The 12,077-nt window shown below is 67.5% G+C and carries 9 protein-coding genes; 4 read left to right on the top strand and 5 right to left on the bottom strand.

Annotation, left to right across the window (positions count from 1 at the left end; genetic code table 11):
- Positions 1–57: 57 nt before the first annotated feature.
- Both V6M37_RS08380 and V6M37_RS08385 read right to left on the bottom strand, forming a co-directional pair.
- Positions 58–1,242, bottom strand: a complete 1,185-nt coding sequence (locus V6M37_RS08380; protein ID WP_332672263.1) for an acetate/propionate family kinase — start codon at positions 1,240–1,242, stop codon at positions 58–60.
- A complete protein-coding gene (locus V6M37_RS08385) occupies positions 1,239–2,651 on the bottom strand; it encodes a bifunctional enoyl-CoA hydratase/phosphate acetyltransferase (RefSeq protein WP_332672265.1) in 1,413 nt (470 codons plus the stop codon). The genes V6M37_RS08380 and V6M37_RS08385 overlap by 4 nt, the downstream gene beginning before the upstream one ends.
- Positions 2,652–2,844: 193 nt before the next feature.
- On the opposite strand from V6M37_RS08385, the gene glmU reads away from it, so the two are divergent.
- Complete coding sequence (gene glmU, locus V6M37_RS08390) at positions 2,845–4,200, top strand: bifunctional UDP-N-acetylglucosamine diphosphorylase/glucosamine-1-phosphate N-acetyltransferase GlmU (protein ID WP_332672266.1); 1,356 nt, start codon at positions 2,845–2,847, stop codon at positions 4,198–4,200.
- Between the two features lie 15 nt (positions 4,201–4,215).
- Positions 4,216–6,042, top strand: coding sequence for a glutamine--fructose-6-phosphate transaminase (isomerizing) (gene glmS / locus V6M37_RS08395; protein WP_332672267.1), 1,827 nt, complete (start codon positions 4,216–4,218; stop codon positions 6,040–6,042).
- 202 nt (positions 6,043–6,244) lie between these two features.
- Here glmS and V6M37_RS08400 read toward each other — a convergent pair whose 3' ends face one another.
- Positions 6,245–6,487, bottom strand: a complete 243-nt coding sequence (locus V6M37_RS08400; RefSeq protein WP_332672269.1) for a hypothetical protein — start codon at positions 6,485–6,487, stop codon at positions 6,245–6,247.
- 238 nt (positions 6,488–6,725) lie between these two features.
- Between V6M37_RS08400 and V6M37_RS08405 the strand changes: the two genes are divergently transcribed.
- Complete coding sequence (locus tag V6M37_RS08405; protein WP_332672271.1) at positions 6,726–7,439, top strand: DUF72 domain-containing protein; 714 nt, start codon at positions 6,726–6,728, stop codon at positions 7,437–7,439.
- A gap of 31 nt (positions 7,440–7,470) precedes the next feature.
- A complete protein-coding gene (locus tag V6M37_RS08410) occupies positions 7,471–8,196 on the top strand; it encodes an alpha/beta hydrolase family protein (RefSeq protein WP_332672272.1) in 726 nt (241 codons plus the stop codon).
- A gap of 566 nt (positions 8,197–8,762) precedes the next feature.
- Here V6M37_RS08410 and V6M37_RS08415 read toward each other — a convergent pair.
- Together V6M37_RS08415 and V6M37_RS08420 are read right to left on the bottom strand one after the other, a co-directional pair.
- Positions 8,763–11,102 carry an ATP-binding protein gene (locus V6M37_RS08415; RefSeq protein ID WP_332672274.1) on the bottom strand — a complete coding sequence of 780 codons (2,340 nt, stop codon included), beginning with the start codon at positions 11,100–11,102 and terminating at the stop codon, positions 8,763–8,765.
- A complete protein-coding gene (locus V6M37_RS08420; RefSeq protein WP_332672275.1) occupies positions 11,099–12,076 on the bottom strand; it encodes an ABC transporter substrate-binding protein in 978 nt (325 codons plus the stop codon). Before V6M37_RS08420 ends, V6M37_RS08415 begins: the two co-directional genes overlap by 4 nt.
- Position 12,077: the final 1 nt, after the last annotated feature.

Genomic DNA, 12,077 nt, shown 5'->3' on the forward strand with positions numbered 1-12,077 from the left:
TACATGATGAAAAAGGCGGCCTCGGCCGCCTTTGCTTTTCGTCGCGACCCCTGCCGCCTACAGCGCGAGGAGCTCCGCGGTGTAGCGCGCGATCATCCCTTCCTCGTTCGTCGGGACGATCGCGACCGCGACGCGGCTGTCCGGGGCGTCGATCCGTCTCGCGTGTGCGGAGTTCGCCTCGGCGTCGATCTTCACGCCCAGCCACGCCGACAGCGTCGCGACCTGCGCGCGCACCGGCGCCGCGTGTTCGCCGATGCCGCCGGTGAAGACGAGCGCGTCGAGCCCGCCCGCCGCTGCCGCGAGCGAGCCGATTTCGCGCGCGATGCGGTAGCAGAAGAGATCGACTGCCTCCTTCGCTGCAGGCGCATCGGACGCGAGCAGCGTGCGCATGTCCTGGCTGATACCCGACACCCCGAGCAGCCCCGACTCCTTGTAGAGCAGGCGCGTCAGCGCTTTCGCGTCCATGCCTTTCTGTTCCAGCAGGTACAGCAGCACCCCGGGGTCGAGGCTGCCGGTGCGGGTGCCCATCATCAGGCCGTCGACCGCGGTGAAGCCCATCGTCGAGGCGACGCTCCGGCCGTCGCGCAGCGCGCACATCGACGCGCCGTTGCCCAAGTGGGCGATCAGCACCGCGCCGCCCGAGCGTTCGCCGACGACTTCCGGCAACTGGCGCGCGACGTAGTCGTACGACAGTCCGTGGAAGCCGTAGCGCTTGACGCCTTCGGCGGTGATCGAGCGCGGCAGCGCGAACGCCTGCGCGAGTGCGGGCTGCGTGCGGTGGAACGCGGTGTCGAAGCAGCCGACCTGCGGGATGTCCGGCATCAACGTGGTGACCGCGCGCACTGCGCGCAGGTTGTGCGGCTGGTGCAGCGGCGCGAGCGCGACGAAGCGGTCGAGGTCGCGCAGCACGGATTCGTTGAGCCGCACCGGCGCGCTGTGCAGTTCGCCGCCATGCACGATGCGGTGACCGGCGGCGACGATGTCGAGCGCAGGGTTGTGCGCGGCGAGCCAGCCGAAGAGGTGGGTCAGCGCGCCGCGGTGTTGTTCGTCGAGGCTTCCGCTGGCATTGACCGGCTCGTGGAAGCGCTGCCCGAGCGCGTCCTTCGCGGACAGTTCGGGTGTCGCACCGATGCCTTCGATCTGGCCCGACAGCGCCGGGCTCGACGCGAGTTCCGGCTCGGTCGCGAACAGTGCGAACTTCAGGCTGCTCGATCCCGCGTTGATGACGAGGACCGCTCTCATGCCAGCCCCGCCTCGCGCTTCTTGTGCGCCATCAGCTGCGCGATCGCGCACGACGCGGTGCGCGTTTCGGCGGTGTCGGCGCGGCTCGTCAGCACGATCGGCACGCGCGCGCCGAGCACGACGCCGGCCATCAGTGCATTCGCGAGGTATTCGAGCTGCTTCGCGACCATGTTCCCCGACTCGAGGTCCGGCACGACGAGGATGTCGGCGTTGCCGGCGACGAGCGAGCGGATGCCCTTCGTCTTCGCAGCGACGAGCGACACCGCGTTGTCGAACGCGAGCGGACCGTCGAGCAGGCCGCCCTTGATCTGGCCGCGGTCGGCCATCTTGCACAGCGCCGCGGCGTCGATCGTCGAGCGGATCTTCGACGTCACGGTCTCGACCGCCGACAGGATCGCGACCTTCGGCTCGGCGAGGCCCAGCACGTGCGCGAGGTCGATCGCGTTCTGGATGATGTCGACCTTTTCCTCGAGCGTCGGCTCGATGTTGACGGCGGCATCGGTGATCAGGAGCGGGTGCGGGTAGGTCGGCACGTCGGCCATGAAAACGTGGCTCACGCGGCGCGCGGTGCGCAGCCCGCCCGTCTTCGAGAGCACCGCGCTCATCAGCTCGTCGGTGTGCAGCGATCCCTTCATCAGCGCCTCGACGATACCGTCGCGCGCGAGTGCGACCGCGGTCTCGGCCGACGCGTGACTGTGGGGAACGTCGACGATGCGGAAACCCTTCAGGTCGAGCCCTTCCTGCTCCGCGACCGCACGGATCTTCGCTTCCGGGCCGACGAGGACCGGATCGACGAGACCCGCCTGCGCGGCCTGCACCGGCCCGCGGAGCGACTCCGGGTCGCACGGGTGCGCGACCGCGATTGGGATCGGCGACTTGCCGGCGGTGATCGACAGCAGGTGGCCGTAGCGCAGCTCGCGGTCCGAGATCATCACTTCCGGCAGGTTGATGCGCGCGCGCTTGATCTTCTCGGTCGGCGCCTGCACTTCGGCCGTGCCGTCGATGACTTTCAGCCCGTCCTGGTTCAGCGCGACGCAGTCGAAGACGATGTGATGGTTGTGTTCGTATTTCTCGCGGCAGGTGACGCCGATCGTCAGCGTGTCGCCGATCGTGATCGGGCGCCAGAAATTCAGGCTCTGCGACACGTACACGGTGCCGGGCCCGGGGAATTCGGTGCCGAGCACGGTCGAGATCAGCGTGCTGCCCCACATGCTGTGGCCGACGACTTCACGGAACTGGCTCGAGCGGGCGAACTCGGTGTCCACATGCGTCGGGTTGACGTCGCCCGACATCACCGCAAAAAGGTGGATGTCGTCGGGGCGCAGCGTGCGCACGAGTTCGGCGCGGTCGCCGACCTGGATTTCGTCGAAGACGCGGTTCTGTATGAATTGGGTGACGGCTTGCGTCATGATGGTCCTGCCCTGTGTTTTGAAGCGACGCGCGAATTCTAGCCATCGCCTCGGTGCCGCTGCACGATCTGCGTCAACATTTTTGCTGCAGTGCGGCACGGTGCGCAGAGCACTGTAGCGAACCGTGTCGAAGGCGGGGCGGTAAACGACCGCATGTTAGAATCGACGCCGTTTTTTTCCCGACGGAACGCCCATGCAAGTTGTGATCCTCGCTGCCGGCCGAGGCAAGCGGATGCGCTCGGTGCTGCCGAAAGTGCTGCAGCCGATCGCCGGCCGGCCGATGCTCGAACATGTCATTGCTGCAGCGCAAACGCTGGACGCCGACCGGATCTGCGTCGTCTACGGGCACGCCGCCGACGCGGTCCGCGCGCGGCTGCAGGACGCGGACGTCGCGTGGGCGCTGCAGGAGCCGCAGCTCGGCACCGGCCACGCGGTGCAGCAGGCGCTGCCGCATCTGGGCCCCGACGGCATGGCGCTCGTGCTGTACGGCGACGTACCGCTGATCGGCGCGCCGACGCTGCGCCGCCTGCGCGACGCGGCGGGCAGCGAGCGGCTCGCACTGCTGACCGTCGAACTTCCCGAGCCGACCGGCTACGGCCGCATCCTGCGCGACGCCACGGGCAAGGTCGTGCGCATCGTCGAGGAGAAGGACGCGAGCGCCGACGAGCGCCGCGTGCGCGAAGTCAATACCGGCATCCTCGTCGCGCCGGTCGCGCGGCTGCGCGACTGGCTCGGCCGGCTCGGCAACGACAACGCGCAGCGCGAGTACTACCTGACCGACATCATCGGCATGGCGGTCGGCGAAGGCATCGACATCGTCACCGTCGCGCCCGACGCGGTGTGGGAAACGCTCGGCGTCAACAGCAAGCCGCAGCTCGCGGAACTCGAACGCATCCACCAGCGCAACATCGCCGCGCGGCTGATGGACGAAGGCGTCACGCTGCTCGACCCGGCACGCATCGACGTGCGCGGCGAGATCGTCTGCGGGCGCGACGTCGAGATCGACGTGAACTGCGTCTTCGAAGGCAACGTCGAGATCGCCGACGACGTGCGCATCGGCGCGAACTGCGTCGTGCGCAACGCGCGCCTCGGTGCCGGCACCCGGCTCGCGCCGTTCTCGCACGTCGAGGACACGACGACGGGCCGCGACTGCGTGATCGGACCGTACGCGCGGACGCGCCCCGGGACGACGCTCGGCGACGGCGTGCATCTGGGCAATTTCGTCGAGGTCAAGAACAGCGCGATCGCCGACCACTCGAAGGCGAACCACCTGGCCTATATCGGCGACGCCGACATCGGCGCGCGCGTCAATGTCGGCGCCGGGACGATCACCTGCAATTACGACGGCGCGAACAAGTACCGCACGACGGTCGAGGACGACGTCTTCATCGGCTCCGACTCGCAACTCGTCGCGCCGGTGCGCATCGGCCGCGGCGCGACGCTCGGCGCGGGCACGACGCTGACGAAGGACGCACCCGCCGGCGAACTGACCGTGTCGCGCGCGAGACAGATCAGCATTCCCGGCTGGAAGCGGCCGGTCAAAAAATAAGGCAGGAGAAGAACCATGTGCGGCATCGTCACAGCGATCGCGACCGACAACGTCGTGCCCGTCCTCCTCGAAGGGCTGCGCAAGCTCGAGTATCGCGGCTACGACTCGGCCGGCCTCGCCGTGCTCGGCGACGGGCTGAAGCGCCTGCGCTCGACCGGCCGCGTCGCCGAACTCGCCGCGCTCGCCGACGCGAAGGAACTCAAAGCCAGCATGGGCATCGCGCACACGCGCTGGGCGACGCACGGCGTGCCGTCCGAGCGCAACGCGCACCCGCACATTTCCGGCGGACTCGCGGTCGTCCATAACGGCATCATCGAGAACTTCGAGGCGATCAAGGAAAGACTCCAGGCCGAAGGCTACCGCTTCGAGTCCGAGACCGACACCGAAGCGATCGCGCACCTGATCCACTACAAGCTGCGCTCGCAGCCGGACCTCTTCGAGGCGGTGCGCCTCGCGACGAACGAACTCGTCGGCGCCTACGCGATCGGCGTGATCGCCGAAGCCGAGCCCGAGCGTGCGATCGTCGCCCGGCGCGGCTCGCCGCTCTTACTCGGCGTCGCGGACAACGGCATGTACGCGGCGTCGGACACCGCGGCGCTGCTCCAGGTCACGCGCAAGGTCGTGTACCTCGAAGACGGCGACCTCGCCGAACTGCGCGTCGGCGGCTACCGCATCGTGCGACCCGACGGCGCGCCGGTCGAGCGCGAAGTTCATCTGTCGAGCCTGTCCGCCGACGCGGTCGAGCTCGGCCAGTACCGCCACTACATGCAGAAGGAAATTTTCGAGCAGCCGCAGGCGCTCGCGAATACGCTCGAGATCATCGGCGGCGGCGGCACCGTGAGCCCGCAGCTCTTCGGCAGCCAGGCGGCCGACGTGCTCGGCGGCGTGCAGCGCGTGCTCGTCCTCGCCTGCGGCACGAGCTATCACGCCGGCCTCGTCGCGCGCTACTGGCTCGAATCGGTCGCGAAAGTGCCGTGCAGCGTCGAGATCGCGAGCGAATACCGCTACCGCGAATCCGTGCCCGATCCCGACACGCTCGTCGTCGTGATTTCGCAGTCCGGCGAAACCGCCGACACGCTCGCCGCGCTGAAGCACGCGAAGAGCCTCGGCATGACGCGCACCCTCGCGATCTGCAACGTGCCCGAATCGGCGATCGTCCGCGAAGCGAGCCTGCGCTTCATCACCCGTGCCGGCCCCGAAATCGGCGTCGCCTCGACGAAAGCCTTCACCACGCAGCTCGCCGCGCTCGCGATGCTGACCCTCGCGCTCGCGCGCCTCGCCGGGCGCTTGTCCGAAGCCGACGAAGCCCGCCATCTCGGCGCACTGCGCCACCTGCCGGTCGCGGTGCAGAAAGTCCTCGAACTCGAACCCGAAATCGAACGCTGGGCGCAGCGCTTCGCCGGCAAGCACCATGCCCTCTTCCTCGGCCGCGGCCGCCACTGGCCGATCGCGATGGAAGGCGCGCTCAAGCTCAAGGAAATCTCCTACATCCACGCCGAAGCCTATGCCGCCGGCGAACTCAAGCACGGCCCGCTCGCGCTCGTCGACAAGGACATGCCGGTGATCGCGATCGCGCCCGCCGACGAGCTGCTCGAAAAGCTGAAGTCGAACCTGCAGGAAGTCCGCGCGCGCGGCGGCGAACTCTACGTCTTCGCCGACGCCGGGAGCGAAATCGCCGAGTCCGAAGGCGTACATATCCTCCCGATGCCCGAGCACTACGGCATGCTGTCGCCGGTGCTGCACGTCGTGTCGCTGCAACTGCTGTCGTACCACGCGGCGCTGGTGAAGGGGACGGACGTGGACAAGCCGAGGAATCTGGCGAAGTCGGTGACGGTGGAGTAGGCGGGGAGGGATTGGTTGCTCGCTCGCTCGGATTTGGAAGCGGGCGGCAGAAGCAGTTGCCGTCACTCGCGCTCGCAGTAACCCGTTAAGCAAATAAAGAAAAGACGCCCGCGGTAAGCGGGCTTTTTTTCCTTTTCGGCGTGGAGGGACAGCGTTCTGCCGCATTTTTGCGATGGGGCGAGCGAAAGGCGGATATTCGGCCTCAGTTGCCGGCCAGCTTGCGGCGACTGAGTGGCGGCGGTGTTGCAGAAAGCGCCGCACGGCGCGCAGTGTCGCCGAACGACAGGTCCTCGGTTCGTCGAACTGGCGCGGACGCAAAGCGGAAGTTCGACAGCACGACATGAATGGCTGCTACCAGCGAGTACGGTCCGTTGAGTTCAACATATGGCTGTACAGAATTGGCCACATTGCAGTCGCCGAGATGCTCGGGCGAACGTGGTGGCATTGCCCGGTATCAGTTGACGCTGACATAAGCACCCCTCCTCGATGCTAGGCAAGCGTCGTCAGCCTGTCTGATGCCCGCTTCTCATTCCATCAAACTTACTTTCGAAGCATATAATCGCCAAAAGCGGGTCCGTACCCGCTGCGGGCGGCCCGTCCGCCCCTCCGCCCGCCTGCCCGCGGACGAAGGCGGCACGGCGTCAGTGCGGCACGGCATGAGGCAAGTCCCGGGAGCGGAAGCGATGCGATTGTCGAGCGGGACGAGCGGCTTTTCGTACAAGGAGTGGCTCGGCTGTTTCTATCCGGAGAAGCTCCATCCGGATGCGATGCTGCGCTACTACGCCGAGCGCTTCACGACGGTGGAGATCAACAACACCTTCTACCGCATGCCGGCCGAGTCGATGCTCGCGCACTGGGCGCAGGAAGTGCCGCCGGGGTTCTCCTTCACGCTCAAGGCGCCGCGACGGATCACGCACGAGCAACGCCTCCTCGAGGCCGAATCGGCCGTCGCCGAATTCGTGCGCCGCGCCGCCACGCTGGGCGACAAGCTCGGCGTGCTGCTGTTCCAGTTGCCGCCGTTTCTCCGGAAGGACCTTCATCGGCTGAATGATTTCCTGGCGGTGTTGCCGTCGGACCGGCGCTACGCCTTCGAGTTTCGCCACGCCTCATGGCAGGACGACGAGGTCTTCGAGGCGCTGCGCTCGCGCGGCGCGATCTATTGCGTCACCGACACGGACGAAGGGGAAACACCCTTCGTGTCCACGGCTGAGTGCGGGTACATCCGTTTGCGACGGACGCATTACGACGAGGGCGACCTGCGTGCCTGGGTCGAACGCATCGCGGTGCAGCCGCTCGATCGCGCCTACGTCTACTTCATGCACGAAGACGAGGCGCTCGGAACGCGCTTCGCGCGGCGCCTCGACGAGCTGTGGCACGAAGCGGGCGGCTCGCGTTGAATGTCGAACGGTCCGACCAAACCGGAGCCCCATGATGACAGCACATGCCAGCGGCGATGCGACGATCGGCAGCCACGACGAAGCGAGGCCCGTGACGATCCGCGTCGACGCTGCCCAGTCCGTGTCCGGATTGTTCCAGCGCCCTCAACATGCGACCACTTGCTGCGTGCTCGCGCACGGCGCCGGCGCCGGTATGGCGCACCCGTTCATGGCGGCCATCGTGCAAGCGCTCGCAGCGCGCAACGTCGCGACGCTGCGTTACCAGTTCCCTTACATGGAGCGGGGCTCGAAGCGGCCGGATCGGCCTGAACTCGCCCACGCCACGGTTCGCGCCGCGGTCGCGGAAGCGTCGCGCCTCGTGCCCGGGCTTGCGCTGGTGGCAGGCGGCAAGTCGTTCGGCGCACGCATGACGTCACAAGCGCAGGCCGCGGCGCCGCTTCCCGGCGTTCGCGGCCTGGTGTTCCTGGGCTTCCCGCTGCATCCCCCCGGGCAGCCGTCGGACCAGCGCGGGAAGCACCTCTTCGAAGTGCGCTGCCCAATGCTGTTCCTGCAGGGAACGCGTGATGAATACGCAGACCTCGCGTTTCTGCGTCCACTCGTCGAACAACTCGGCGCGCGGGCCACACTGAGGCTCTTCGAGGAAGCCGATCATTCCTTTCATGTCCCCGCGCGAACGGGCCGCAAGGATTCACAAGTTAGAGCGGAAATGGCAGATGCAGTGACAGAATGGATGCCCAGGACTGCCGAAGCGGTCTGACCGCTCCCCGGCCATCGACGGAGCGCGATGAGCAGAGCTTCGGCATATCCCACAACCGGTTGCGGCATTGCCGGACAAGGCGCTCGTGCTCAATACGAAGGCGCGGTCCCTGTTCAAACTGATGGGCTGCGCCCAACATAAGGTGCGATCCTGTGTGCACGAACGCGTCAAAAAAATTCATCCCCAGACAGGTCGCTGGGTCGAACTCGGGGTCGACCAACCAGCGCCGCAACATGCAGCGTTTGCCGTACTGGTCAGGCCGGCCACCTTGTGGCACCAGCGCCACTCGGCACTGCCTTGTACAGAACGACACCGACACGCGCCGTGTTGCTTCCAGCCAATCGCTGATGGCCCAGTGGGCGCCTGTCATCTGATGACGGTCCCGCGTGCGCTCTGGAGTTCCGCTGATCTTGGCGGGGCAGGGTATTTGAATCCCTATGATGGTGATTTGCTTAACCATCCAGAGGATGACGGCTGAGGCGTAAGCAACGCTTCCGTCGTGCCGCCGGGCCCGCCGGACTATGCGGACCCGCCAGACAGTGCCCGCAGGGGGGATCGGCTCCTTTTTAGGCCCCTTGCCCCCCAGGCCCCCGCGGCTCCGGTAGCGACGGCGCCACAGCAAGCGCCGCAACAACCTCCCGCACCTCCGTCGGCAGAAACGGCTTCTCGATCACCGGCCGTCCGCACGCTGCTGCGAACTCCCGCAGCGCGTCGGTCAGGGTGTCGCCGGTGACGAAGACGACGCGCTTGGCGAGCGGCGGCCAGCGTCGTTCGATTTCCTGGTACAGCGCCCGGCCATCGAGGTCGGGCATGCGGATGTCGGTGAGGATGACGTCGTAGTGCTCGGCGGCGAGGTGCTCGAGGGCTTCGCGGCCTGAGCTGACGGTGACGACCCGCTGGGTCGGGCTCGCGAGGATCTCGGCCAGCGTTTCGCGGATTTCCGGTTCGTCGTCGACCACGAGGATCGAGCGCTCGCTCGTGCTCTTCCTCGGGGGGGGCAGGGGCGCGACACCGAGCGCCTCGATGCTGCCGACTGGGAGCGTCACGGTGAATTCGGCGCCGCCTTCGGGCGGGCAATCGACGGTGAGCGTGCCGCCGTGGGCTTCGACGATGCCTTGGCTCACCGCGAGGCCCACACCGGTGCCGATGCCCACAGGCTTGGTGGTGAAGTACGGCTCGAAGATTCGCGCGCGAAGCGCTTCCGGGATACCCGGTCCGTTGTCGGCGACGACGACGCGGATCACGTCGCGCCCCGCGTCGTAGGCGCTGCTCAGGCGTACCCAGCGCGGCCCGGGATGATCCTGCAGCGCCTGTTGCGCGTTGATGATCAGGTTGAGGAACACCTGGTGGAGCTGGTCGGTGTCGGCGAGGACGGGCGGGAGGTCGTCCGCGAGGTCGAGCGTGACGTCGATTCCGCTGGTGCGGACGGCATAGCCGGTGATGTCGAGGGCGGCGGACACGACCTCGTTGATCGCGACAGGCCCCCGCTCGGGCTGCTGCTGCCGCGCCATTGCGAGGAAGGTCCGGACGATGCGCGCGCAGCGCTCGGCGGCAGTGCGGATCTTGGCGGCCGCGGTCCGCGTCGTCGCGTCCCCTTGCTCCTCGAGCAGCACCGCGCGGGCGACGACCACCGAGAGCGGGTTGTTGAGCTCGTGCGCGACGCCGGCCAGCAGAGAACCAAGCGCGGCGAGCTTCTCGCGCTGATGCAGGGTTTCGCGATGGCGGGCGAGCTCCGCTTCGGAGCGCTTCTTTTCCGTGACATCGCGCGTGATCATCAGGACATGCGGCTTGCCCTGGTACTGCATCGGGATGCCGTGGACCTCGACTTCGAGCGTCGAGCCGTCCTTGCGCAAGTCGGTGAGTTCGACATGCAATGGTTCGCCGGCAGCGATCGTGCGCAGCAGATCGGGATGGTAGGACGGCCCGACGAAGCGGCTGAGCGGCGAGGCCGCGTGCTCCTCCTCCGTGTAGCCGTAGATCTTCCACAGGGCCGGATTGGCGTCGACCATTTCGGCGGCGGAATTCCACAGCGCGAGTCCGTCGATCGATGCGCTGAACATCGCGCGGTACTGCTCCTCGCTGTCCTCCAGGGCCTGCTGCACGCGGGCGCGTTCGGCGATGTCGCGGCGCAGGCGGGTCTGTGTCTCCGACACTTCGGACGCCATCGCGTCGAAGGCGCGGCTCAGCCGCCCGAGTTCGTCACGCCCGTGCAGGTTGCTGCGGGCGGCCAGGTTTCCCGCCGCAAGTTGTTCGGCAGCGCGGACGAGTTGCGCGGTCCGGCGGGTCAGGAGGAAATGAAACGCGAGCCACATCGCCAGCGCCAGCGCGATCACCCATCCGGCCCAATACAGTGACTGCTCCTGAACGCGGGCGCGCGCTTCCGCCTTCGATCGCTTGAGGTCATAGACGATGAACAGGTTGCCGGCGCGGGAAGGCCGCAACTCTTCGCGCTCGCTGCCCATCAGGATGCCGGCGTAACCCAGCAGCGCGTTGCCGGCGGCATCGTGGGTGACCCGGGCGCGACGTTCGCGGATGGCGCCGTTGGCCTGTTCGAGATCGAACTCGGGCAACACCTCCGCCACCTGCTGCCCCAGCCACGCCCGGCGCGTGGCCGCAATGACGGCGTGCCGATCGTCGGAGAGGACGACGACGACGTAGTCGTGGTTGTGCGCGAGCACCGCGATCTCGCGTTGCGCGATCTCCTCGTCGCCCTTCAGCAGCAGGTATTCCAGCGTGCTCTGCAGCCGCGACATCTCCTGCGCCAGGCGCTTGCGGCTCTCTTCCTCCGCGGCCTGCTCGGCGCGCGGCACGTGATACATGACGTTGAACGCGCTGAGCGTCGCGGCGAACACCAGCAGGATGAGCGGGACGGTGAGCCGGAGCGACGCCGGAACGCGCAGACTCACGGCGGCAAACTCGCCAATGGTCCCGGCGCGAGGACTTTCTCGATCTCCACCCCGGTGCGCAGCAGCTTCGCTTCCTGCATCAGCGCCATGAGCCGGCGTCCACTGACCGCCAACTCGGGGTTCTCCCCGCCGATCATCTTCAGGTTTTCCTCACGCGACGGAATGTGCAGGCCCTTGAGCGCGTCGAGGAACTGCTCGCCGCTCGTCTGCTGGCGGATTCCCATGCGCCGCGCCGCGTCCTGCGGCTCGCGCTTCAGGTAGTCGATGGCATTGAACCAGCCGGTGAGCAGCGCCTGGATCGCCTTGGGCTGCGTGTCGAGGACGCCGGCGCGCACCGCGATGAGATCGACGATCTCGCCGGGGATCTGCGTGCTGTCGAACAACGTGGTCGCGCCCGCCTGCAGCAGTTGCGCGCGGTAGGGGTCGAACGTCACGGCGCCGTCCACCTGCCCCTTCGCGAACGCACCCGGCTGCTCGTTCGATTCGAGATGCACGACAGTGACGTCGCCCGCCTGCATTCCATTCAGCGCCAGCGCGCGGCTCAGCACGAAGGCGCCGAGGGCGCCGCTCTCCACCGCGACCGGCTTGCCCTGGAGGTCCTTCATCGAGCGCATCCCGGAACGGCCCACGACCACGTCGGCCCCGTGGGAGACGTCCACCACCAGGATGATGCGCGGCTCCAGCCCATCCACCGCGAGGCCGAACAGCTCGTCCAGGCTGATGACCATGCCGTCGATCGCCTGGTTGCGAAACGCGCGCAGCACTTCGCTCGCCGACGGATATTCCACCAGCTGCACGACATCGGGATTGAGCTGACCGAGCTCGCGCGCGAGGTAGAGCGGTTCGCTCCCGATCCAGACGTTGGTGCCGATGCGCAGCGCCGACTCCGGTTCGCGCCCACAGCCCGCCAGGCACAGCACGATCGCGACGCACCCGAGCAGCCACTGCAACTTCGCCCGCAGCCCTGTAGCCATC

The sequence above is a fragment of the Aromatoleum sp. genome (genome assembly GCF_036675785.1).
Lineage (GTDB): Bacteria > Pseudomonadota > Gammaproteobacteria > Burkholderiales > Rhodocyclaceae > Aromatoleum.